The organism is Embleya sp. NPDC001921 (genome assembly GCF_053594475.1).
The window spans coordinates 36,446-60,237 of record NZ_JBSFEO010000044.1; the positions used below are offsets into that span (position 1 = coordinate 36,446).

At 70.8% G+C, this 23,792-nt stretch carries 22 protein-coding genes; 10 read left to right on the forward strand and 12 right to left on the reverse strand.

Translation table 11 applies throughout. From position 1 onward, the window contains the following. Positions 1–321 precede the first annotated feature (321 nt). Positions 322–1,272 carry a hypothetical protein gene (locus tag ACWCPW_RS38620; RefSeq protein WP_449766270.1) on the reverse strand — a complete coding sequence of 317 codons (951 nt, stop codon included), beginning with the start codon at positions 1,270–1,272 and terminating at the stop codon, positions 322–324. 1,044 nt (positions 1,273–2,316) lie between these two features. Then, positions 2,317–4,005 carry a protein kinase domain-containing protein gene (locus ACWCPW_RS38625; RefSeq protein ID WP_449766271.1) on the reverse strand — a complete coding sequence of 563 codons (1,689 nt, stop codon included), beginning with the start codon at positions 4,003–4,005 and terminating at the stop codon, positions 2,317–2,319. Positions 4,006–4,341: 336 nt separating this feature from the next. Here ACWCPW_RS38625 and ACWCPW_RS38630 point away from each other — a divergent pair, with 336 nt between their 5' ends. Then, the gene (locus ACWCPW_RS38630) at positions 4,342–4,482 is read left to right on the forward strand and encodes a hypothetical protein (RefSeq protein ID WP_449766272.1); all 141 of its coding nucleotides are present in this window, start codon (positions 4,342–4,344) and stop codon (positions 4,480–4,482) included. Between the two features lie 410 nt (positions 4,483–4,892). On the opposite strand, the gene ACWCPW_RS38635 is transcribed toward ACWCPW_RS38630, so the two are convergent. After that, positions 4,893–5,447: a GlcG/HbpS family heme-binding protein gene (locus tag ACWCPW_RS38635; RefSeq protein ID WP_449766273.1), complete on the reverse strand. Its 555-nt coding sequence runs from the start codon at positions 5,445–5,447 to the stop codon at positions 4,893–4,895. A gap of 564 nt (positions 5,448–6,011) precedes the next feature. Further along, positions 6,012–6,245 carry a hypothetical protein gene (locus tag ACWCPW_RS38640; protein ID WP_449766274.1) on the reverse strand — a complete coding sequence of 78 codons (234 nt, stop codon included), beginning with the start codon at positions 6,243–6,245 and terminating at the stop codon, positions 6,012–6,014. 171 nt (positions 6,246–6,416) lie between these two features. Here ACWCPW_RS38640 and ACWCPW_RS38645 point away from each other — a divergent pair, with 171 nt between their 5' ends. Then, positions 6,417–6,878: a hypothetical protein gene (locus tag ACWCPW_RS38645; RefSeq protein WP_449766275.1), complete on the forward strand. Its 462-nt coding sequence runs from the start codon at positions 6,417–6,419 to the stop codon at positions 6,876–6,878. 222 nt (positions 6,879–7,100) lie between these two features. Here ACWCPW_RS38645 and ACWCPW_RS38650 read toward each other — a convergent pair whose 3' ends face one another. Both ACWCPW_RS38650 and ACWCPW_RS38655 read right to left on the reverse strand, forming a co-directional pair. After that, on the reverse strand, positions 7,101–7,463 hold the full coding sequence (locus ACWCPW_RS38650; RefSeq protein WP_449766276.1) for a hypothetical protein: 363 nt from the start codon (positions 7,461–7,463) through the stop codon (positions 7,101–7,103). A 310-nt stretch (positions 7,464–7,773) separates the two neighbouring features. Beyond that, positions 7,774–8,421 (reverse strand): hypothetical protein, encoded by a 648-nt coding sequence (locus ACWCPW_RS38655; protein ID WP_449766277.1) that lies wholly within the window; start codon positions 8,419–8,421, stop codon positions 7,774–7,776. Positions 8,422–9,129: 708 nt separating this feature from the next. Between ACWCPW_RS38655 and ACWCPW_RS38660 the strand changes: the two genes are divergently transcribed. Both ACWCPW_RS38660 and ACWCPW_RS38665 read left to right on the forward strand, forming a co-directional pair. Further along, positions 9,130–9,396 carry a hypothetical protein gene (locus ACWCPW_RS38660; RefSeq protein ID WP_449766278.1) on the forward strand — a complete coding sequence of 89 codons (267 nt, stop codon included), beginning with the start codon at positions 9,130–9,132 and terminating at the stop codon, positions 9,394–9,396. 569 nt (positions 9,397–9,965) lie between these two features. Beyond that, entirely contained in the window at positions 9,966–11,126 is a 1,161-nt protein-coding gene (locus ACWCPW_RS38665; RefSeq protein WP_449766279.1) for a methyltransferase domain-containing protein, read from the forward strand. Between the two features lie 80 nt (positions 11,127–11,206). Here the strand turns inward: ACWCPW_RS38665 and ACWCPW_RS38670 are convergent, their stop codons facing one another. Together ACWCPW_RS38670 and ACWCPW_RS38675 are read right to left on the reverse strand one after the other, a co-directional pair. Continuing rightward, entirely contained in the window at positions 11,207–11,488 is a 282-nt protein-coding gene (locus ACWCPW_RS38670; RefSeq protein ID WP_449766280.1) for a hypothetical protein, read from the reverse strand. 58 nt (positions 11,489–11,546) lie between these two features. After that, positions 11,547–11,795 carry an outer membrane protein assembly factor BamB family protein gene (locus tag ACWCPW_RS38675; protein ID WP_449766321.1) on the reverse strand — a complete coding sequence of 83 codons (249 nt, stop codon included), beginning with the start codon at positions 11,793–11,795 and terminating at the stop codon, positions 11,547–11,549. Between ACWCPW_RS38675 and ACWCPW_RS38680 the strand changes: the two genes are divergently transcribed. Beyond that, positions 11,691–12,347, forward strand: a complete 657-nt coding sequence (locus tag ACWCPW_RS38680) for a hypothetical protein (protein WP_449766324.1) — start codon at positions 11,691–11,693, stop codon at positions 12,345–12,347. The genes ACWCPW_RS38675 and ACWCPW_RS38680 overlap by 105 nt on opposite strands. Positions 12,348–12,414: 67 nt before the next feature. On the opposite strand, the gene ACWCPW_RS38685 is transcribed toward ACWCPW_RS38680, so the two are convergent. Together ACWCPW_RS38685 and ACWCPW_RS38690 are read right to left on the reverse strand one after the other, a co-directional pair. After that, entirely contained in the window at positions 12,415–13,002 is a 588-nt protein-coding gene (locus ACWCPW_RS38685; protein WP_449766281.1) for a hypothetical protein, read from the reverse strand. Positions 13,003–13,477: 475 nt separating this feature from the next. Continuing rightward, entirely contained in the window at positions 13,478–14,074 is a 597-nt protein-coding gene (locus ACWCPW_RS38690) for a helix-turn-helix domain-containing protein (RefSeq protein ID WP_449766282.1), read from the reverse strand. A gap of 886 nt (positions 14,075–14,960) precedes the next feature. Here ACWCPW_RS38690 and ACWCPW_RS38695 point away from each other — a divergent pair. From ACWCPW_RS38695 to ACWCPW_RS38705, 3 genes are all read left to right on the forward strand, one after another. After that, positions 14,961–15,539 (forward strand): TetR/AcrR family transcriptional regulator, encoded by a 579-nt coding sequence (locus ACWCPW_RS38695; RefSeq protein ID WP_449766283.1) that lies wholly within the window; start codon positions 14,961–14,963, stop codon positions 15,537–15,539. A 298-nt stretch (positions 15,540–15,837) separates the two neighbouring features. After that, positions 15,838–17,100: a hypothetical protein gene (locus ACWCPW_RS38700; RefSeq protein WP_449766322.1), complete on the forward strand. Its 1,263-nt coding sequence runs from the start codon at positions 15,838–15,840 to the stop codon at positions 17,098–17,100. Positions 17,101–17,138: 38 nt separating this feature from the next. After that, positions 17,139–18,020 (forward strand): alpha/beta fold hydrolase, encoded by an 882-nt coding sequence (locus ACWCPW_RS38705; protein WP_449766284.1) that lies wholly within the window; start codon positions 17,139–17,141, stop codon positions 18,018–18,020. A gap of 239 nt (positions 18,021–18,259) precedes the next feature. Here the strand turns inward: ACWCPW_RS38705 and ACWCPW_RS38710 are convergent, their stop codons facing one another. Then, positions 18,260–18,508 carry a hypothetical protein gene (locus ACWCPW_RS38710; RefSeq protein ID WP_449766285.1) on the reverse strand — a complete coding sequence of 83 codons (249 nt, stop codon included), beginning with the start codon at positions 18,506–18,508 and terminating at the stop codon, positions 18,260–18,262. Between the two features lie 110 nt (positions 18,509–18,618). After that, on the reverse strand, positions 18,619–19,089 hold the full coding sequence (locus ACWCPW_RS38715) for a hypothetical protein (RefSeq protein WP_449766286.1): 471 nt from the start codon (positions 19,087–19,089) through the stop codon (positions 18,619–18,621). Positions 19,090–19,141: 52 nt separating this feature from the next. Between ACWCPW_RS38715 and ACWCPW_RS38720 the strand changes: the two genes are divergently transcribed. Continuing rightward, on the forward strand, positions 19,142–21,601 hold the full coding sequence (locus ACWCPW_RS38720; RefSeq protein WP_449766287.1) for a tetratricopeptide repeat protein: 2,460 nt from the start codon (positions 19,142–19,144) through the stop codon (positions 21,599–21,601). 649 nt (positions 21,602–22,250) lie between these two features. Further along, positions 22,251–23,219, forward strand: a complete 969-nt coding sequence (locus tag ACWCPW_RS38725) for a glycoside hydrolase family 113 (protein WP_449766288.1) — start codon at positions 22,251–22,253, stop codon at positions 23,217–23,219. Positions 23,220–23,792 lie beyond the last annotated feature (573 nt).

Consider the following 23,792-nt stretch of genomic DNA (forward strand, 5'->3'; position numbering starts at 1 on the left):
CAACTCGTGTGTAGCGTCTCAACTTTCGTGGCACAGTCTCATGATCGTGGTATCGAACGCGGCATCGAACTGAGACGCCGCAGGTCAGAGGACTGCGGCGGCAGCCGGATGTACGAATCGGCTGAGGATGTGCCACGAATCTGAGACTGAAGCGTTGTGCCATCGCGTTGAGACGGCTGAGAATCCGCTCGTCGGAAGCCCGGCCTGTGTCAGGGGAGTTGGACCCTACATCGTGTAGGTCTTCAAGATCCGCGCCCTGTTCTCAGCCGCGACGCCATCATGTCGTCGCCGTGAGAACGCGCTGGTCAGCCGTCGCGCCCATCAGCGGTCCGTCCCGTTGGTCCGATGACGGGAGACCTGTTCACGTGCCGCCTGCCAACGTGACCGTGTCTGCTCGACCACGCTGTCCCACTGCCGGCGGACCTCGTGGTCGGAAGGGCGTCGGCCTTGACGGATCCGACCGAGTTCGTCTCGTACTTCCCGTCCCAGCGCGGCCGATGCGACGAGGACGAGCATGGCCGCGAAGAGAGCCGAGATCATCGCGAAGACGGCACCGACCACCCCGTAGCGCGAGACGGAGGCGTTGAACAGGCGCGGCAGGTAGAGGCCGGCACCCACGGAATAGACCGCTGTCAGAACGGCCGCGGTGACGCCGAAAGGGATCAGGTCGGGCCACGTGATCCGCTTCGCCGACAGGATCCAGCCGCTCCAGACGAGAAACACGGCGGTCACCGGTGCCTCGCCGGCGGCGGCCACCAGACCTCGCCCGCTTCCGCCGAGGACGGCGGAAAGCCACCCGATGACAACCGTGTAGCCACCGAGAGCGAGGATCCACCACAGGTCGTTTCGCGTGTTGCGCACGCTGAGGGGCTTGAGTTCCCACGTCTGTTCGAAGAGCCGCTGGGCGGCTCGCGCGAAGCTCAGCAGCGAGATGAGCAGGAACACCACCCCGAAGATGCCCACGCTCGCGGTTGTGCTTTCGGCAGGGGAGAAGAGGGAGTCGACCGCCTCGGCGCCCGCTCCGGTGAGGCGGTAGCGCTTGATGATCCGCCCCCCGGAGTCGTAGCGGACGAAGTCGCCCAGGACGGCGCTACCGAGGATCGCGAGCGGGATCAACGCGGTGAGAGCGCTGGACGCCAGGGCCATCGAGCGGTCGAAACCAAGGATCCTCTGAAACCGGTTGACGACTCGCAACGCGAAGGCCGGACGCAGCCAGAATGTCAGCGTTCCGACGAGACGCTCGCGATTGATCCTTGCCGTCCTGCCCTCCATGAAGAGTCGGTACCTGTGTGGCGGCGCGAGCTTAACGGACGGGTGTGGGGTCGATAGCGGGGCGACACGGATGTTTCCCTCAAACGGCCGTCCTGAAAGGCGTCCTCCGCATCACCTGTGTAAGCCACAGCGCACCGCGGGGCGGATGTGGTCGACCTGCGGTGTCGCGCGGATCGAGAAAGCAGCGCAAGGGCGCTGAGGATTCTCACCGGAGGATTGCGCCCGAGGCCGACGCCCGGTTGTCGGCGCTACGCCCACCGCATCCCCAGCCCGGTCAGGGCCTCGACGCGCTCCCGCGCCCAGGAAGCCTGTCGTTGGCGTGCGTTGGCGTGCGTTGGCGTGCGTCGGCGATCGCCACACCCAACTTCACCCGGTGCACTGGTGCCCGGCAACGGCAGGTGGCGTACACGTGGTGGGTGCGCGAGGCGTGGTCCGGGGGCTTCGCGGGTGCCGGACGGTGATGAACATGCGCAGGGCCTCGGCAGGGTCGCCCGTCACGTGGTCCAGCCATGGGTCGCCGCTGCCGCCGCGGCGACCCATGTCTTGCCGGTGCCGCAGGCCATGACCGCGGTGGCGCGGCGACCGCTGTATCCGGCGGTGCGTCCTCGTCGGGCAACCTGCGGGGCGACGTGTGGAGGGGCTGGGGTTCCGCATCGGTGACGTCTCCGCGTGTGCGACCCGGGTGTTCGGGTCGACGCGACGGCGCCCGTGACCGTGGCGGGTCCGGCGACGCCGTCTCCACGTGTGCGAGCCGGGTGTTCGGGTCGACGCCCCGCCGTGCGCGCGAACCGTCCGCGCGCCGCCGTCCCGGCGCGGCGCCAGGGCGAGGTTGCCGTAGGTGGCCCACGCGGTGGCCCAAGGTCGGCTTGCTCGGACCATCCGATCGACGATGAGGGCCGTTGACGGCTCCTGGACGCCGGCGCGTTCACCCCCTGCCGACCCTGGTCGACGCCGATGGGGCCTGAACCGGGGCCTCGGTGGACCCCACGAGGCACCGGGAGTGGCGAGGCACGACCTACCGTCCGGCGTAGCCGCCCGTGACCGTCACTCCCCGGGGCGACTCGGACGTCGACTCACGAACTCCTGGACGAGCGCGGCGACCACGAGGAGGCCGAGGCCGATCTCGCTCACCTGGACGATGGTGCGAGGTGGCGGCGTCATGCTCGAGAACGCGAGAATCATGCCGCCCACCCAGAAGATCGCGATGTACGCCGCAGGAGCCGAGCGACTGCGGAAGAACGCGAAGAGGGCGAACAACACGAGGATCACAACAGGCGCGACGGCGGCGGCGTAGCGGGTGCCCAGGTCGTCCACCGACCAGCCGACACGTTCGCCGTACGCGCCGTACGCGAAGCCGTCCGAGTACCTGGACGCGTCGTCGGTGTAGGAGAACAGCGCCCCGGTGAGCACCGCCGGAGGCATCCATGCGATCAGCGCGGACACCCGCGCCGACCACACCAACGCGAGAACAGCCGACACGGCGGCGACGAACGCGACGACGTTCAGGCCACAGAAGTCGTCCGGGCTCACACTCAAGAACGTCAGCGGGATCATCGCGATCCCCGCAGACGCGACGAGGCCGTCGGCCGAGACGCGGAACCGAACCGCCCACGGACTGCCGGATTCCGCGAACCGGTGGTTCGGTTCCACCAGCCGCGTGGCGGCGTGCGCGGCGGCGTCGCGGGAAGGCGGCGGCGCCGGAATGCCGTACGCGCCGACCGGAGCGGCCGGTTCCGTTGCCCGCGCGACGCCGACCGCCCCGGCCGCGACGTACCTCGGCGCGCCGTCCCCCGCCGGCAACGCCTGTGTCGGGATGTTCGGCGCACCTTCGGGCGGCGGGGGCGGTGCCGACCGCGCCTGCGCAAGGGGAGCGCCCACCACGCTCCCCGGTTCGGCTTCGGTACGCAGACGGGCCTCGACGTCCTCCAAAGCGCTCCGGAGTTCGGCCGCACTGCCGTAGCGCTGCGCCGGGGATTTGGCCAGCAGGCGCAGCACGACCGCATCGACGTGATCGGGAATCCGGGGTCGCAGCGCGGACGGCGGCGAAGGGTCCTTCACCAGATGCTGGTTCATCACGGCGAACGGCGAGTCCCCGGTGAACGGAGGCCGCCCGGCGAGGAGTTCGTACAAAAGACAGCCCAAGGAGTACAGATCCGAGCGCCCGTCCACCGCAGCGCCGTCGATCTGCTCCGGCGACAGGTACGCGGGTGTGCCGACCATCGCGCCGGTCGCGGTCAGTCGGGTCGTGGTCTCCGCGAGGGCCTTGGCAATGCCGAAGTCGAGCACCTTCACGCCGTCCGCGGCGCTCAGCATGACGTTGGAGGGCTTGATGTCGCGATGGATGAGGCCGTGCCCGTGGCTGTGCACGAGTGTGTCCGCGATGTCTCGAGCGATCGCCACCGCACGGGAGATCGCCGGCAGCCCGTCGTGGAGGGCATCGGTCAGGGTGCGGCCGTCGATGTACTCCATGACCAGGAAGGGGGTGACCCCTTCGTCGGTCGTATCCTCGCCGACGTCGTACAGCGTCGCCACGCCTCGGTGTGACAGCGCCGCGACGGTGCGCGCCTCGCGGCGAAACCGCGTCCGGAACTCTTCCTGCCGGGTCAATTCGACGGGCAGCACCTTGACCGCGACCGTACGCCCGAGTTCCCGGTCGATCCCCCGCCAGACCTCGCCCATACCGCCTCGGCCCACCAGAGCCTGCAACTCGTACCGCGCCCCGAGAACGCGCATTTACCCCCGCCTCCGATTGTCGATCCTCAGCAGCGGAACATACCGAAGAACACGTCGACGCGAGCCGCGAACTCACGCGGGGCCCGGGCTGACCGACACCTCGAAGAGGGCATGGCCCAAGGCCTCGAGCCGCCACCGTGGCGCTGCATTTCTCGAGAGGGTGCGGTGGCCACGCGGACCGCCCCTTCGGTGATGGAGTCGCCGGGCAGACACGTCCGAAGCGGATCGACCTCGTTGCCCCGGTGGCGGCCCGGTATCGGTGAACCGGCACGTCGCCGGCGCGGCCGCTGCCGTGCTGGTCGCCGGGCAACGACGCGGAGAGCGGGCGCGGAAACGATGATCGACGGGCAGAACCCGGCGTGGGTGGTGTGGCGGATCAACGTCGACGACCCGGGCCGATCGGCAGGCCAGGAGCCGGACCTGGCCGAGCGTACCGAGCAGGCGATAACCGAGCCGAGCGTACCGAGCAGGCGATGACCGAGCGCGCCGCCACGGTGGGCTGCGTGTACGAGAACTGCGTGGACTACGACTCCTCCGAGGACGGCGTCCCGTACTACGCCCGGTGGGTGCGGAGCCCGCAGGTCGAGCACGCTCGCGAGGGACACAGCCGACGATCATGTCAGCGACTGCGGTGGCCGCACCAGTGGGCCGACGCGACGGCGCGCTTCCTCTGGGCCGGGCTGGGCGCGGCAGCGGTCGCGTGCCCGGCAGGCCCGCGGGGGAGTGCGGGTTGCCGGGCACGCGGCCGCGGTTGGGGTCAGGGGGTGGGGGGTGGGGACGCGGTTGCGGTGCCGGGCGGGGCGTGGTGCCCCGACGTCACCGCGGGCGGCCGCCCCGCACGGCTGCCGGCACGCCGGACGACCGGCCGCGCACCGCCCGCTGCCGGGTCAGTTGCTGATCGCGTCGATGCCGGCCTGGGCGTACTGCTCGTCCAGCAGACCGCTCGGCGCGCCGGCCACGCCGATGCCGGCGATGGGGGCGCCCTGGTAGTGGATCGGGAGCCCGCCGGCGAGGAACAGGGTGCCGGGGATGTCGGCGAGCGTCGGGTTCTGTTCGAGCCGCCCGACCAGCACCGACGTCGGGGCGTTGAACGACGCCGCGGTGTAGGCCTTGCGCTGTGCCGACTCGTAGGTGTGCGCGCCCGAACCGTCGCCGCGCAGCACCACGATGGTGTTGCCGTTGCGGTCGACGACGGCGACGCTGACGCGCCGGCCGTCCGCCTCGGCCGCGTCGAGGGCGGCCTGGGCGGCGGTCACTGCGGCCTCCTCGGTCAGGTGCGAGGTCTGCACGACGTTCCCGTCCTTCACCTCGCCCGGCACCGGTGCCTCCCAGGTCCGGTGCGGGGCGGCGGTCGCGGGCGTGCTGCCCGCCATGCTCAGGCCCAGCACCAGGACAGCGGCGCCGACGGCGGTGCGAGTGCGCAGGGACAAAGGCTTCTTCACGGTCGCTCCCGGGGGTTCGGCAGCCCCAGGGGCCCGGGGCGTCGTGCCGTCCCGACATTTGAGCAGCCGCTCGGGCGCCCTCCGGGCAACGGCGCGCCCCGGTGGACCGGACAGGCGACAGTGTCTGCTCCGAACGGCCCTCGGCACCCGAGATGTCGGGCGCGGAGACGGTCGCCGGAAGGCGGCAGGTCGGGCGCCGACCTCCCGTCGTGGGCCCGGGCGTTCCGCTACCTCCACGGCGTCGCGGCGGACTGGCCCCGCTGCCTTCCCCGGCCCGGCTCTCCGGCCGGATCCGCCGCACGCCGCGTCAGCACCGCGTGGCCGGCCGTGTCATCGTCGCCTGCATCCTCCCCGGCGGCACCGTGGGCGTGGTCCTCGCGCCGACGACATCGGCGAAGCGTGCGGCGTCGAAGAGGTCGAAGGCATGCTGCGCGCCCGGGAGTTCGGCTTACGCGACGGGGCTGCTCGACCTGCGCACGAGGGGGCGGGCAAAGTCTCCGGCGATTTCGACCGGGGCCACACCGTCGGCGGGTTCCGGTCCGGGGTCCCGGTCCGGGGCAGTCCTCAGGGACTGCCGGTCCCGTCGGCCGCGGTGCCGTCGCGGGCCACGATTCGTCCGTTTTTGAGTACCAGCGCCCGGGGCGGGCGGATCGCGATCGCCTCGGCTGCCGTTGCCGTGGGCACGACGACCAGGTCGGCGGCGGTGCCCTCGCGCAGGCCGTGGTCCGGCAGTTGCAGCGCCTTCGCGGCGCCGTCGGTCGCCGCGTGCAGGGGGAGTTCCTGAAAGTCGTCCTTCACGTGATCAATCAGAATCCGATCAATCGAACATATGTTCCAGGTGGGGGTTTTGGGCAGCCGGGGCCGGCGTGGTGGAGGTGGTGTGGTCGGGCGCTCGGGTTGGCGGGTGAGCGCTTCGGTCCGCGAACGGCCTTGTCCCACCTGTCCGCCGCGCCTTCTACCCTCTCCGTCATGCGCTACCTGACAGAGTCCTTCGCCTGCGGCGCTTTGCGCCGCGGCCGGCCCGTCGAGCAGTTCCTCGGTCCGGTTCGAGTCGCCGACCGCTCGGGCATCCACTACGTCGAGATCCGGCCTGTTCGGCACCGGTACGAGGTCTTCCTTCACACGTGCGAGGACGTCGGCGACGAGAGCTTCCGCGACCTGGTGGAGTTCCCGCCGTTCGATACCGAGGACGGGGAAGAGGACTTCGGCCGCCTGCTCGCCACGTCCGACGAGCCTCTCGACGCGCTGAAGACCGCCGAGAGCCTCACCGGTGCCGTTCGCGGCCGGTGGGTCAACGAGGGATCGGTCCAGGACGAGTACCACGACCACGTGCAAGCGGGACGCCCCGTGGACACCGCGCACGACGGGCACCCTTGGCCGAAACCACCGGTTGTGCTCCCGACACCGGCGAAGCCGAGTCCGCGCGCTTGAGTTGGCGAACCTCGCCAAGCGAAGCGCTCCCCTCGACGCACCCGGCGATGGGCGGACGATCGAAACGCTGCCCGTTAAACGCGCCCCGACCCCACGCGACCACGGCTGCCTCCTGGACCCCCACGCTCGCCGCCGCGCCGCAGCCACCCACAACCCGCCCATCGCAACCACGCCGAACCCCCGGGAACTCGCCTTCCATCCGCCCACTGATTCCTGCGCCGGTCACGGGCCGCCTCGGTGTCTTCTCCGGCTGGTGAACGTGGTTGCGGCGGGGTGCTCGGCGCCGTCCCAGTCGTCGGCATCGCCCTGCAGGGCCGCAGGGTCCTGGAGTGTGTCGGGGCATTCGGGGTCGTGGGCACTGCGACTCGACCGCGCGGTACGTCCGTCGTCACCCTCGCCGCGCATCCACCCGAGATGCGTACGCGCATTGGTGTCACCCGCGTCGGCGGCCTGCCGGCACAGTCTTTCGGCGCTTTCCCGGTCCCCTATATTCCACAACATCAGGCCCCAGTCCGTGAGCGCGTCGACGCCTCCTCCCGCAGCGGCCAATCGGTACAACGAGGCGGCGTGACGGGATCGGGGCACGCGCAGCGGCCTCCCCGTCGAGGACGAGCCCACCAGGGTGACCAGGGCACTATCGCCAGAGGCCGCGCGGTCCACCACCGCAGCAAGTTCACGGTCGTGAGGGCGCTCGACATACGCGGGCAGGTCGGGGAGCTTTTCGGTGCCCTGGGTCTGGACAGCCCGGCGGATCTCGAATCCGAACGCCGACCGGTCCGTCAGCGATGTGAGGACCACTCCCGGCGCGTCGGTCTACGTGCCCCCGTCCATGTGTGCATGTTCCCGCATCAGCGACCCGACCGCGCCCCGAAATCCATGGATGGCCAAAGATGTTCTAGGGCTCCAGCGCGGTGCGTGCCGCCGTGAGGAAGTCGGTGTGGCGTGTGGCGAATGCGCCGACCGACAGAGCCGGGGCAGTAGCCGGGTCGATGGCGGCGGCGAGTGCTTCGGCAGCGGCGGTGACCGCCGGAGATCCTTCCAGGCGGACGATGTTCAACGCTTCGCCCACGGCACGCGTGCTGGTGTTCCAGGCGTCGCGGGTGGCGGTGGTCGGGTTGGCGTTCCACGTCAGATGCGCTGCGCGTGCCTGGTCGACGGCGCCCAGGTAGATGGTGTAGGCGGTGCGTCGGACGGCGCGTTGGGCGGCGGTGGCCTGGTCACGGAATGTCTGACGCATGACGTCGAGTTGCGCGTCGGCACCGCGTTGCGCGGCGGCGATGGCGGCGGCGGCTTGTTCGCGCGCGGCTGTGATGGCGGCGGTGGCCTGGGCCTGGGCGGCGGCGAACGCGGCGTCGGCTTGGCGCTGCGCACCGCGGATGACGAAGTACCCGCCTATCAACGCCACGATCAGCGCGCTGCCTGCGCCGATGACTGCGGCGAGGGTCTCGTTGGCGATGGCTGTCCCCTGTCTTTTCCCGGTCGGCGGTGCGGCGCGCCGAGGCCTCGGCTGCTCCGCCCCGGCTGCTTTGAAAGATCTTGTCAATTGATCATGTGTTGACTATTGGATTTGCAGAATCTGGGACTTTTGATCTTGACTGCGTGGCTTGGGATTTGCTGTCTCGCTCGACCTTGCCTGACCTCTGGCCTGTGGCTTTGCAGAATCTGGGATGGGTGTTCAGTTCCGTTGGGAAACCCGTGGACGGAGGATGAGATCGCCTCAAGGATGCTGATTTCGATGTGATGCGGCGATCGGTGGGGTGGTGTGTTCGTGTCTCATGTGCACGCGTGGCGTGTGAATCCGCCGGATCGGAGGACGTCGAATCGACAGGACCACCGGGAGTCGGAGCGTCACGGTCCGCCCGCAGACGGGTCCGTGACTTGGCCGGAGCGCTGAAGTCGGCTGTCGTACCGAGGTGGAGGACAACCACCCGCCGGTGACCCGTCAGGGTGTCGGCGTCGGCCCGTGACACCCGGCGACCCGACCCACGAACGACCCTCGTCCCACCCCGTAAATGATGTGGATCGGGAGCATCGCGTCGGTATCGTTGCGGCCGGGTTCGTCACCACGACTCCCCGCGGCCGCGCCGGCGAACGGAGTCGAAATCCGCCTCGTGGCAGGCTCTTTCCCCGCGGGCGGCTCATGGCATTGCATTGCCCCAAGGCCCCCGACACCGATCGTCCTCCCCGAACGACGAGAGCCCGAGACCCACCCGGTGCGCGTACCCCGACAAACTTCACAGGAGGAACGACCGTGAGGACCTTCTCCGTCAATGGACGCGACTACTATGCGCTGATCTGCCTGAGCAACCACGACGATATCGAGGCGATGGAAGTAGTCGAGGTCGACGCGAGGAATGAAGGAACACTCCTGGAGTTTCGAATGGATGCGGATTCGGCTCGACTGAGTTTCATCGGCCGAGAGGTCGAAATCCCATTGCTTCGCGCTTCGATCGAGATCTTCAAGGAGGAGTTCCTGGACCCGAGGCAAGCGGCGGGCCTGCCGAACCCGCCCTGGTAACCGGGTCGACCCTCGAGAGTGGATTCCGCGAAGGACACCCGCCCACCCTGCCGACAATCGGCAGCCCGACGCGGGGAATCCCCCGAGCGAGCACCTCGCCCCCACGCCCCACTCGGTGGCACGCGGACGCGCGCCTCGGTCAGCCCGGACGGACGTCACTGCGGATCGCGGTCCGCGGAGAACACGGGTGCCGGGCCGCCAGCCCAACCCCGTGAAGTCAGCCGACGATCGCCGGAAGGATGTGTCGGATCAAGCCGGTGCCGCGATAGTGATGTATCGGAAGAAGGTGAAGGGTGCGCCGATGCCGGCAGAGAAAGCAACATTTCCATTGATCTCCGCCGGACCGTGCTGGTGCGCTACCGCTGCGCCGGAGCACTGGGGTCTCCCGGATTCGGGCGGGGCGGGTCATGATGGTCCCCATGGTGACCGCACGTGATGTTGGAGGCCGGTATGGGTGATCACGGTAGGCCGAGTCCGGATCCGTCGAAGGGCAAGGCCCCGCCGGACAATTCCGATGGCCAGGTGCCGCCGGAGCCGGACCCGGACGGCAAGCACAAGAAACCGAAGCCGTGACCGACCCCGCCGAACTCGCCGAATACCGGCGGGAATCTGCGGAGGCGATGGACGCCCACCGCGCGTGGCCGGCGGACGCGCCGTGGCTGCGCGAGGCGTTCGAGGCCCTACCCCGGCACGTCTTCGCCCCGGAACGCCTGTGGGACTGGGCCGGCCACGCGTACGTCCCCGTCGACCGCGCCGTCGACCCGGACCGGTGGGCGCGTCTGGTGTACGCCGGACCCTACGACGCGGCGATCACCGAAATCACCGACGGCCGCCCCGCCTCGAGCCTGTCCTGCACGTCGGTGGTGGCCGACATGATCGACTCCCTCGACCTCACACCCGGGCAACGCGTCCTGGAACTGGGCACCGGCACCGGCTGGAACGCCGCCCTGATCGCCCACCACGTCGGCCCCACCGGCAGGGTCACCAGCGTCGAGGTCGACCCCGCGCTCGCCGATCGCGCACGAACCACCCTGACCCGCGCGGGAGTCGACGTGGACGTGTGCGTCGGCGACGGCGACGGCGCCAAGGGATGGCCCGACAACGCCCCCTACCAACGGATCATCGCCACCTACGCCGTCGACCGCGTCCCGAACGCGTGGATCGAACAACTCGAACCCGGCGGCGACCTCGTCTTCCCCTGGGGCAGACTCGGCCACTTCGCCCTCACCCTCGACCCCACCGGCACCACCGCCACCGGCTGGTGCCAGGGCCTCGCCCAATTCATGGGCGCCCGCGGCACCACCCCCACCCGCACCTTCGACGACATCCACACCCACCACGCCACCGCCGACCACGAACAAGAGATCACCCGCGACCTGGCCCCGCTGCGCACGAACAACGTGTTGTGGGCGCTGCGCGTGGCCCTGCCCGACGTCCGCTACACCATCACCCCGCCCGGGCCGGACGGCACGACGGTGCGCGCGCATGACGGCGCCGCGTCCTGGGCGACCCTGACCGCCGCGCGCGACGACGACCATGTCCTGGTCCGCGAAGGCGGGCCCCGGCGACCTGCCGACGAACTCCTCGCCGTCTGGGACCGATGGGTCGACGACGGGCGGGTCCGGTTGTACGACTACGGCATGACCGTCACGCCCACCGAGCAGTACGTGTGGGCGGGCGATCCCGACACCGGACGTCGATGGTCGATCCCGCACCCGACCCGGACCTGATTCCCGGCCGGCCCCGACGAACCCGCGCCGATCGAACGTGCGGTCGGGGCGGGTTCGTCAGGAGCCGAGCGGCGTCCCTTTCAGGGACGTGCGCTCTGTGCGTAGGTGTTGAACAGATTCGGCGCCGTGAGTTTGTGGTGGGTCAACTGCTCCTGGACGGCGTGTTCCGGTCCCCATCGGCCGATGCCGTCGCTCAGCGCGACGGCGGAGGCGGTCATTGCCTTCTTGAGCGCGTCGAGCTTCTGCGGGGTGATCACCCGCATGCCCTCCACGAGGATCGCCTTCTCGTTGGCTCGGTTGCTGGGGTGAACCATCACCGGCACCTGCTTCACGTCGGTGTAGGTCCCCAGATCCCACCGCATGCTGCCGTCGAGCTGTACCTGTAGCAGGGGTCGGGTTCCAGGGTCGCGCCGGACTGGTTCAGATCGTGTTCAGGGCGTACACGTCGTCGCCGGCACACAGGTACACCACCTTGTCGACCACCACCGGCGACAACGCGCCTGGCGCGCTGGTGGTGAAGTCCCATCGCCGGGCGCCGGTGGCCGCGTTCAGGGCGTACAGGTTTTGGGCGCTGCCGACGTACACCGCCCCGTCGACCACCGTCGGCGACGAGAGGCCGGCGGCGACGCTGCGGCGCCACCGAACCCGCGACGAGTCGGTGTCGGTCAGGGCGAGGGCGGTGGTGACACCGGCGGCCGCCGTGGCGCCCACGCCGAGCCGCAGCGCCGTACGGCGGGTGACCGGGTCGTCCTGGACAAGCGGTGGCGGGGCTTCGGCCTGGGACCGATCCTGGCCGCGGAGGCGATCGAACGACTGTCCCCGGGTGCGCGGGCGGTCGCCTGCCTGCCCGGAATCTCCGACCGGGAACCGGACCTGGAGCCCGGGCGGGAGGAGTGGGACCGCGTCACGGCGCGGATCACCGCCGCGTGGGCCAGGGTCGGCTTCGAAGCCTTCGAGGACGGCGTTCACCTGATCGACCCGGCGACCGTGGCCGCCGAGGAAGCCCTGTCCGTGCTGCACGAGGACTTCGACGACCTGTGCCGGAACTGGTCGAACCCCGGGAGCGGCGGGTCCGCGGCAGGATGCCCGCCCCGACCCGGGAGCGGCGGGGACGAGAACGCGCCGCCTGCGGACGTGTCCTCGTCGACGCCACCGGCGCCCGTCACCGACCTGGCGGCCAGGCGCCGCGCCGCGACATCGTCACCGCACTCGACGTCGTGATCACCGGCCATGCCATGCCCACCGGCGCAACGGGCGCGACCGGTGACGCCCGCACGCCCATGGCTCCCTAGGAATTGTTTCGCACGGCAGCGACCGTCCGGGCCAGGTGCAATTTGAGAGGCACGTCGATTTCGTCCTGCTCGCCGCGCAACAAGGGCTCACCGTCGGCGGCGCGACCAAAGCGATCAAGATGGTCCATGCGCACGGCTTCTTCGACGTCCCAGTTCACGAGGTCGCCGCCCCACATCACCTGCTGGTCGGCCGAGAGACCCGTGCGCAGGCACGACCTGCGCACCTGCCCGCGAATGGTGCTGTGGTCCACCCTCTCCCACTTCTCCCTCAGAAACCCGACGCGCCCCCACCGATACACCCGCCCCTGAGCGTCCATGGCAACCGGGTACACCCGCCAACGGTGGTCGACGACCACCGTCCGGTCGACCGAACTCAAAAACCCTCCGCGGCGGTTCTCCAGCACGGAGAGCGGCTTCACCCCGGCATCCCGCAACGCACGCAACGTCAGCGCGAGCAACTGCTGCGCGCTGTCGAGCGTCTCCTGCCACTGCGCCCTCACCGACCGTGCCTGCGCCGCCGCATCCCTGCGTTGAGCAGCAATCCTGCGCTGTTCGGCGGCTACCAAATCGTCGAAGTCAGACACTGCGCCCCCGGCCGGTCGTGACCACCGCAGCAACCGACGGCCCGGTGTATGGATACCAACCTTAGAGACCACGTTCGACGCCGGTCCTCTGTTCCCCCATTCTCTTGGAACTGCGCCGCGGTCGGCGGCGGCGATCGCGGCCGCGCCGCCGCCCGACTCCACGCACGCCGACACCCGGTGCACGCCCACGTTCGTGGGCCCGAACGAGGTCCGGTAGTCGTCGCGGCCCTCGCCCACGTGCCGCGCGGCCGTGTCGGCCTCGGCGAGCAGGGCGTGGACGTCGCGATCGCGCCCGGCCCGCGCGGCGGCGATCCCGCCTGCAACACCAACGTCCCGAACACCGCCAACCGATTCCTCGACGGCGCCGGCTCACCCGTGGCAAGCCGATCGGCGGCGAGCCGGTTCAAATCGTGGGCTGCATCGCATCTGCCCTTCGCCAACAGCGCGTTCGCCACCCGATACGCGCCCGCCCCCGTCAACTGCGGATCACCGGAACGCTCGCTCGCCGCGAGCGAACGATCCGCCGCGAGCCACGCCAACTCGTTCTCGCCCAGCTTGCGCAACCTGGACGAGGCGATCCGATACGCCTGCGCCGGCAACCCCGAAAACCTCCGCCGCGTCGTTCGCCGTCCGCGCCGGCCACGACGGCCTGCGCCCGATCGATCAGATGCGGCAACGTCCGACCCAGCGTGCCGTAGTCGGTGCCCGCGAACGCCACCCACGCGTAATGCACCCCGATCCGCAACCGCCCCCGATCCACCACCGCCCCCGCATCCGCCGCGAGCAGGTGGTCGTACCGCTCCAACGCCCGCCGGATCGCCGCCACCTCCACCCCGTCCGGACACATGTCGCCGTCCCGCACCAACTCCCGCCCCAACAGCACCCGCACATCCACCCGCAGCGCCTCGGCCACCGCGTCCAACACCGGCAAACGCTCCAACGCCCGCTCACCGGACTCGACCTTCCGCATCCAACTCGCCGACCTCCCCAACCGGATCGCAAGCTCCCGCTGGGACACACCCCGCCGCTCCCGCCAATACGACGCCCGCCGACCGACCGTGCGCTGCGCCATGGATCCCGTCCCGGGGCCGAGTTCGCGAGCCCCACATCTTGTGGGGGTCTCCCGTTGTATGCCCGCCTAGCCTGATGCATCCCGAACCCCCGCAAGGCTCGATCCGCGAACCCGGCCCGGCGGGCCGGCGCCCGCTGCCGGCCGACCGGGCCGGCCCACCGTCGTCAGGGAGGCCTCGATGCCCCGTGCTCACCCGCCCCGGGCCGGCGTGACAGCCCCGCAGCCGCTGCCCGACGGAGCCCGCCGACCCATCCGTCCGCCGGACGGCGACCATGTCGCCCACGCGTGGGTCCGGTTGGCCGCGAACGCGTACGCGCCGCGCACGGCCCGCGACCGGGTCGTGCGGTGGTTGATCGGCTGGGGCGTGCGCGATGGGACCGTCCTGGACCTGGTCCGGGTGAGCGTGGGCGAGTTGGTGACATACGCGGTTCGTACCGCCGGCGCGACCTGCCGTGGTTCACCGAACGCGTCGACGAACCGTGCGTCGACGCGATCGGGGCCCACGTGCCGCGAGGCCCCGGCAGGTGGTTCGGCGGAAGCATGCGTTTTCATGCCGTACAGCCAACCGACCCCCGGCCGACTCGATGAAGGCGCCGACCGACCGGGAATCGCCCTCCTTGATTGACGCGAGCCGGCCTTTCGGTGGCGGTGAGGTCGCGCTGGGACGAGCGGCGACGTGCCGATGTCCCGAGGCACGCGCGGCAACGGGATGATCCTGAAGTCCTGATGCGCTTGGACTCACCTGCGGCGGCGGGGCCGCGCGTTCGGCGACGTGTCGGGCGACCCGAGCCGACGCAGGGGCGGGCGTACGGCCTGTGGGGCGGCGCGTGGTCAGGACGCAATCCGTTTTCTTGAGCGATCGATCCAGATAGGTTACGGTGGGGTCATGGCAAGGACCCGGGAGTTCGACACCGAGGCGGCGGTGAGTCGCGCCATGGAACTGTTCTGGAGGCGTGGCTTCGAGGCGACTTCGGTACGCGACCTGACCCAGCGGCTGGGGATCGGGCAGGGGTCCTTGTATGCCGCGTTCGGCGACAAGGAGGGCCTGTACCGGGCGGCGCTGGAGCACTACCGCACCACCCTGGCGGCGGCCGCCCTGCGCAGCCTGGAGGAGGGGGCGGACGCCCGGTCGGCGATCCGCACGATGCTGGTCGAGCGGGTCCGGATCGCCGTGGAGGACAACGGCCGGGGCTGCCTGGTGGTCAACGCCGCCTGCGAGCGCCTGCCGGAGGACGCGGCGATCCGGCGCACCGTGCGGGACATGCAGGAGGCCAGTCGGGACGCGCTCGCCGAGGTGCTGCGGGTCGCGGCGGAGCGGGGCGAGATCGCGACGCGACACGACTCGCACGCCCTCGCCGCTTTCCTCGTCACCTTCCTCAACGGACTGCTGGTCTCCGCGAAGATCACCCCGGACGTCCACGCCCTCGAACCCCTCGTGGAGGTCGCGCTGGCCGCCCTCGACTGATTCTTTTCAGTCTCTGACCCGAAAGCGTGAACTCCCAGGCCGCCGCGGCTGCTTGGCGACGGCGGCGAGGAATCGGCGCTGTTCCACGCCTGGTTCACCCCACTGATCCCGCGACTCGAAGATCACTCACGCTTCCGGAGGCAGAGCCTTTTTCATGGCCGCAATCTGTATCAGACGATCCAGAAAATTGCCTGCGCCCGCCCGAACACGGGGATCCGGCGACATCCATCCCTTCCGGGCCACCTGACAACTTACGGAGAACCCATGCCCCCCCGCGCCCACCCCGAGCACGCCCGCTCTGGGCGGTAGCCGCTGGAACACCTTTCCCGCGGCCGGTACCACGTTGACAGCCCGCGACTTCTTCGCCGCCACCGAGCCGCTGTTGCAGGGCATCATCGATGACAACGCCCTCACCGGCGCCGACGGCAAGGTGCTGGAGGATCAGGTCCGCGCGACACTTGCACTCGGCACCCGGGAGACCTCCCTGCCGCTGGGCATCGGCCCGGACAGCGCCTCGGCAGCGCGCGAACTGGGCGGGCAGGCCGAGACGATCGGCCGGGAGCTCGCCTCCTGGGCCGCCTCGGCCCTGGAGAGGCTGCTCATCGGCCGGATCCCGCTGCCCGCCGGACCGCTGGTCGTGCGCAGCCACTGCTACGGCCACCTGCTCACTCCTCCCGCGGCCGATCTGCTCCGCGGCCGGCGCGGCGGGCCCGTCACGATGCAGCTCTACAACGAGTGGCTGCACCAGATGGTCCTGCTGCGCGACGCCCTGCTGCCCTTCACCAACTGGCAGGAGGTTCCGCTCCTGATCACCCCGACCGGTCTGCGGCACACCGAACCGGCCCGCGACACGTTCCTCACCGAACTGCTGGTCCGCCAGATCCGGCACGCCGGCATCGTGGACTTCGCCCGCCGCGTCGTCACCGGCGCCTCCGGCCCGGCCGGCTACGGCTTCGAGGCGGGCGGCGGCACCGCCCTGCCCGCCGTCCTCGACCAGCCACCCCTGACCGCACCCCGGCACCTGCTGACCTGGCGCACCGACCCGGCCGCCGAAGACACCGTCATGTATGTCGCCGAGGTGCAGGACTACTACGCCGCCCCCCGCACCCGCGTCGAGGACCTGCCGCCCGCCGTCACCGCGTCGGGGCCGCTCACCGCCCGCACCGGCACCGGGCCGGTCGGCGACGGGACCCGCACCGCCCGTATCGAGGTCACCCACGACGGCGCCACCGCCCACGTCGACCTCGGCCAGGCCCTGCGCGGCCACCGCTTCGCCCACCGGCCGGACTCCGCCGCAGGCGACGCACCCTCCGATGCCGCGCCTCGCATCGCGACTGTGTGGTCCGCACTGCGTGCACCGGGACTGGTGTGGACGCAAGCAGGCGACGCCACCCTGGACGCGACCGGCCAGGACGACCTCGTCGTACTGGCCCTGCTCGGTCGGCTCTACCCGGAGAACGTCATTTTGCGCTCCGCCGGCCCGTTCGCTGCCCGGACAACCACGGACGGCACCGGACCGAGCCGCCTGGTGACTGTCGTCGACCCTCCGCAAGCCCACTGACACCCGTATCACGAAGTACAACAGAAAGGTTGGAGAACATGATGTTCGACCACGACGAAATGCCCGTCCGCACGGGCCGAGCCGCCGTCAACGGAACGAGTCTGCACTACCGCACGGCCGGGTCCGGCCCCGCGGTGGTACTCCTGCACGGCGTGCCCAAGACCGGCTACCACTGGCGCCGGCTCGTCCCGAAGCTGACGCCCCACTACACCGTCGTCGTGCCGGACCTGCGCGGCCTCGGCGACTCCGCCCGCCCCGCGGACGGCTACGACTCCGCGACGATGAGCGACGACATCGCCGAGTTGATGACCCACCTCGGACACGAGAGGTACGCCGTGGCGGGCGAGGACTGGGGAGCGGTGACGGGCTACCAACTCGCCGCACGCCACCGCGACCACGTCGGCGCCCTCGTGTTCGCCGAGGCCCTGTTCCCCGGATTCGGCTTCGAGGACCACACGGCCCTCACTCCCGAGAACGTCGCCGGCGGCATGCACCTGTGGCATCTGGGCTTCTACTTCCAGCCGGACGTACCCGAGATGCTGATCGCCGGACACGAGCGGGAGTTGATCACGTACATGATCAAGTTCGAGCGCAGCCGCCCCGACAGCGCCGGCTCCGACGCGGTCGAGGAATACGTGCGCTGCTACTCGATGCCGGGCGGGATCCGCGCGATGCTCTCCATCTACCGCGCGATGCTCGTCGACGCCGAACAGAACCGGCAGAGCGCGCAGAAGAAACTGGACATCCCGGTCCTGGCCCTCGGCGGATCCGCGTTCATCGGCGACCGCAACGAGTCCCAGATGCGGCTCATGGCCCACCACGTCACCGGACACGTATTCGACGCCGGCCACGACCTCGCGGAGGAAGTGCCCGACGAGATGGCCGAGGTCGTCCTGCCGTTCCTGGCCGCGCATCCGTAACCGCACCCGGCCGCCGAGCTCGGCGGGCCGAAGCGGCCTGCACGCCGTGCGTTCGACGGACCGCTCCCGCCTGCGGGTACCGTGCCGGTGTGGATCCGAGCGAGTACAACGGAAACTTCGCGTCTCTCCGTGGGGCGGTCTCAGGTTCGGATCGGCGTGCGTTCCATCAGCTTTCCGCCCCGGATATGAGCCTGGGGATGGCATTGGGGGCATTTGTGGAGTCCGCCGTCGGCGGCGGATCACCGGCGGGCGCCGACGTTGCCCGGGGAGCTGTCGCCGTCGCATTTCCCGCACCACGGTGGGATCTCCACCGGGGGTGGTTCGGGCTTGTCGAAGTGCAGGACGTGGCCGTAGTAGAGGCTCGCGCCGGGGATCACTCGCATGGTGCAGTCCTCGACGACGTCGTCGACCGGGAGGCGACGGGCTGCGGCGGCGACCGCCAGTCCTGCCGATTTGCCGCCGGCGACGGGGGACAGGTCGCCGAACATCGCCGGCCCGAAGGCGAGAACGCGCGGGGCCGTCTCGTCTTGAACCGGGTCCCGTCCCTACGTCGACAGCACGGTCCGGGCGCAGGCGAGGAAGTCCTCGTAGAGGGCCGTTACTCGGCCGGCGTCGGCAGCCGTCCGGCCGCAGGGGCGAGCGCGGCGGCAAGAGCCCCGGCCGCGGCGGCGACCGTGGCCGGGCCCGCGAGGCGTACCACGGTGAGAGGTTCGTCGACCGCGCGCGACGCCGTGTGCCAGGCCTCACGCGTCGCGACGAGCGGACTGTCGGCCCACGCGCGCTGGGCGTGCCGGGCCTGGTCGACGCGACCGAGGAAGGCGACATACGCGGCGCGGCGCACCGCGCGCCGCACCCCTGCCGCCTGCTCCCGGAACGTCTCGCGCATCACGTCGAGTTGCGCGTCCGCTTGGCGCTGGGCGGCGGCGAACGCGGCATCGGCCCGGCGCTGCGCGCCGTTCCAGGCGGCGTCCGCCTGCCGCTGTGCCGCACGGTAGGTGAACACGCCCGTGATGAGGCCGCCGGCGATCGCGGCGATCACCCCGACGGCCGCGGTCGTCGCCTCGTCCACCCGCGTCTCCTGACTCCCAGCGGCCGTCGCACACGTCGGGCACGATGGTGCCATGGCGGGGCTCGACGATACGCGAAACCACGAACTCGGAGTCCCAATCGACGCGTTGTCGGACCCGTACGCCCTGGAGGTGCACCGGGCCGTCGCAGTGCCGGGCGATCGACCGGGCGGGGAGCCGACGCTGCCGGCGTACGTCGAGCGGGAGCACGACGCCGAAGTGTCCGCCGTGGTCGGGCACGCAGCGGCCGGGAGCAGCACGCTGGCCGTCCTGGTCGGCGGGTCGTCGACCGGCAAGACGCGCGCGTGCTGGGAAGCGGTGAGGCGGCTTCCGGCGCCGTGGCGCCTGTGGCACCCGATCGATCCCAGCCGGGCCGGCGCCCTGGCTGCGGCACTCGCCGACGTCGGCACACACACCGTCTTGTGGCTCAACGAAATGCAGCACTACCTGCGCACGAGTGACACGGGCGAAGGCGAGCGCATCGCGGCGGGGTTGCGCGAGCTGCTGCGCGACCCGGCCCGCGGGCCCGTGCTCGTCCTGGGCACGATGTGGCCCGAGTACTGGGAGGTACTGGCGACCGATCCGCCCCCGGGAACCAGGGACGCGCACTCGCAGGCCCGGGCGCTGCTCACCGGCCACGGTATCGCGGTACCCGACGCGTTCTCGGACGCGGCCATGGACGCCCTCCGCCATGCCGTGGACACGGACGCGCGGCTGGCACAGGCCCGCGAACACGCCGAGGACGGGCGCATCACGCAGTACCTGGCCGGGATCCCCGCGCTGCTGGAGCGGTACCGGCTCGCGCCCGCCCCGGCCCGGGCGCTGATCCACGCCGCGATGGACCTGCGGCGGCTGGGCCACGGCGTCTGGTTGCCGTACACCCTGCTGGAGGCGGCCGCACCCGGGTATCTGACTGACACGCAGTGCGATGCCCTCGGCCCGGACTGGTCCGAGCGGGCCATGGCGTACGCGACGGCGCCGTGCCGCGGGGCGGACGGCCCGCTCACCCGGGTGCGCCCCCGCGCCGGCGTCCCCGAGTCGCCGCAGCCCCTCTACCGGCTCTCCGACTATCTGGAGCAACACGCGCGCGCAGAACGGAGGTTCCTGAGTCCTCCGGCGTCACTGTGGCATGCCGCGGCCGGGCACGCACGGACGGTCGAGGACGCGACGGAGCTCGCGACCGCGGCGGAAGAGCGGCGCCGGTACCGGCACGCTGCTCTCATCCACCAGTCACCGGTCGTCGGCGAGGATCCCGGCCACGCCTTGGACGTGGCCTTCCTGCGGCACAACCTCGGCGACCCGGTCGAGGCAACCGAACTCCTGATCGTCGCCGCCGCGCGCGGCAGCGCGCGGGCCTGCCGGGAGCTGGGGCGGGACCGGGAGGACGAGGGCGACCTCGTCGGGGCCGAGGCCTTGTACACGCTCGACCCGCCGCAGGAGAACAGTTGGACCCTCAGGCGTCGCGCCGGAATCTACGAGCACTTCGGCGACCTTGAGAGCGCCGAGGCCCTGTACGCCGAGGCCGTCGCCCGCGACGGCAGCGCCCCGGCCGCCGCCGCGTTGGCGCGGCTGCGGGGGGAACCCGAAGGCGTGGAGGTCGATGCGCCCGACCCCCTCCACGTCATGCTCCTGCGAGGGCGAGACCACGAGCGGGAGGGGGACCTCGAAGAGGCCGAGCGGCTGTACAGGGAGGTGTTGGCCGCGGGCGGATTGTACGCCGTGGCCGACCTGGGACGGCTGGCCGAGCGGGCAGGGGACCCGGCGGCGGCCGAGGCCCTCTACCTCAAGGACAACGTGGGCCACACGGAAGTCCAGGTGTCCCTGGTGTGCCTGTGGGAGCGCACCGGGCGCCGCGTCGCCGCGGAGCACCGGGCCTGCGAGCAACTCACCGAGACGTACAACCCTCTCCCCGTCCGCGAACTCGGGCTCCAGCGCGAGCGGTCCGGCGATGTCACCGGCGCGGAGGCGCTGTATCGCAAGGTCATGGACGGCGGCGGCTACCTGGACGAACCGGCACCTCTGGCCGACCTGTGGGAGCGGACCGGGCGTGCCGAAGACGCCGAAGGGCTGCGTCGCCGGGGCCTCGACGCGGACGGGAGCGTCGCCGCCCCCTGGAACGCGGCCCCGGACCGCCTCGTGCTCGCCCGGGCACGGGCCGCGCTCGGCATCCGGCTCCTGGAGATCGGGCGACCGATGACCGCACTCGACTACCTGGAACCGGCCGCCGACGAGTTCACACACCTGGCCGCTTCCGACCCCGTCCACCTACCGGACCTCTCCCACACTCTGGGGGCCGTCTGCTTTGCGCAGTTGGCAGCGGGCGACGCCAACGGGGCGCGGTCCACCGCAGCGCGGTTCGCTGCCGCGCATGGGCGTCCCGCAGCCGCGGAGCCGACACGTTCGAACGACCCGGCACCCGACCGGCAACCGCGTCGTCACCGCCGGCCGGCACGATGGTCGCGCCGGTCGCTGGAGCACGACCCGCCCCACCCCGACGAAGGCACAAGCCCATGACCGGCGCGGTCCGTTTTGCGTTCTACGACCCGAATCCCAAAGGAGATTATTCCGACGCCCAAAGCGGTTGACCGGCGGCGGGTCCGAACGCGCCGGCCTGGGGCATCGGTGGGTGGTGTTCGGCGTGCCTGTGGCGGAGGGATGGGTTGACCTGCGGTGTCGCCGCGTCGTCGCCTGGGGTTGTCGGGTCCATGGATGGCCGAAGTAGCGGTCCCACCAGGCACCCGGCCACCGCGCGTCCTTGCGCAGCGGCGTCCATGGGTGGCGGCCGACGCCGGCGTCCACCGTCGAGCGCGGCTCCCGCCGGCGAGTCGCGCTCGGCTTGGCCGGTTCGCCTTCCACGGGCGTCGACACGGCCTTGGTCGCATGCGCGTACCGTCGCAAGTCCTGACATGCCACGGATCGTACGACCTGCACATGCGGCGCGTGTGCAACCCAGGTAGACGGAAGTCATGCGTTCCTGGACGAAAGACGGATGCCGCCCGCCGACGATCTCTCTAGCGTCGACCGGACCGATGACGACCTGGACCCCAAGGATCCTCATGCCCGTGCCATCTTCTACCGCCGCACTGCCGTGGTTTCGGCGGGCCTGCGCGGCCGCCGCCCTTCGCCTCATCACCGCTGGTCCGCGTCGACAGGAGCCCTACGCATGCTGACCGACCGCGGCATCTCCTACCTGGTGAGCGAGGCGAACACGGATGACGTGCGGCGGGACATGGAGGTCATCGTCCGGGACCTGCACTGCACCACAGTGATGCTCCTCGGGGACGGGATACGGTTGATCGCCGCCGCCCGCACCGCCCTCCAGACCGGCCTGGATGTCTACATCCGGCCCAGCGTTACCGAACTGCCGCAGCCGAAGCTGCTGGAGCACCTGGACACCGTCGCCGAGGCAGCCGAGGAACTGCGCCGACAACACCCGGACCGAGTAACGCTCCTGGTCGGCAGCGAGTTCTCCCACACCGTGCCCGGCATCGTCCCCGGCCCCCGGTCGTTCCTGCGCCTGAAGCTCATCCTGCGATTCCGCCGCCTGCTGCGACGCAGAATCGACAGGCGGCTGCACAGTCTGCTCACCACCGCCGTGGCCACCGCGCGGCGCCGCTTCGACGGCCCGGTCACCTATGCCGCCGCCGGGTGGGAGCACGTCGACTGGTCGCTGTTCGACCTGGTCGGCGTCAGCCTCTACCGCTCCGCCCGCAACCACACCACCTACCCGGACCGCCTGCATGCCCTGGTCCGCGACCACGACAAGCCCGTCGTCATCACCGAGTTCGGGTGCGGCGCCTTCACCGGAGCCGACCAGCGGGGAGCCGGTTCCTTCTGGATCGTCAACTGGTTCGCCACACCCCCGCGCATTCGCGGCGACCACCCTCGCGACGAAGCCGTCCAAGCTCGCTATCTCGGCGAACTCATCGACCAGTACGACGCGGAGGGCGTGCGCGGCTGCTTCGTGTTCACCTACGCCATGCCCGACTTCCCCCACCACGACGACCCCGGCCTCGACCTCGACAAAGCCGGCTTCGGCGTCGTAGCGGTCACCAGCGACGGTGAGCGCAGACCCAAGGAGGCATTCCACGAGGTCGCGCGGCGCTACCACGACATCGCCGCGAAGCAATGACCGAGGGAGACGAGGAGGCTCCCGTCGCGGTGCCGACCCGGCCCTTGTCCTCTCCTGACACAGCGAGACACCGCCCGATACGTGACGCAACCCCTATACGGGGTCCTGCTGTCGTGAGGGCCTGTGCGCGCCCCAGGCCGCCGCGTCCTCCGCAGGCAGTGCCGATGCCCGAACGGCGCCGACATCGACCCGGACGGCACGATGGTGCGGTCTCTGATCGCCACGTGCCTCGGGGGACCGTTACGTACGCGGTGCCGGATCGGCGGCCAGGGCACCACCGGCGGGCAGCGTCCAGCGGCGTGTTGAGCTGGGGAGCCCACGAGGGTGGAGTCGACGCAGGCGCGGCGTCCAGCGCCTGGTAGGGCCCCGGCGGCACCCTGCTCCGGCTCTCTCGAAGCGCTTTTCGCAGGTCCGCGAGGCATCGAAGACATCCACTCGTACAGGCACCTGGCCACCGGCCAGTCGTTGAGGCGAGCATGATGAAAAAGATCTTCACTGCCGCCGCGATGGTGACCAGCGGCGCGCTCCTGGTTCCCGCTTCGCCGGCAACTGCCGCAGCAGAACCTCCGGTGC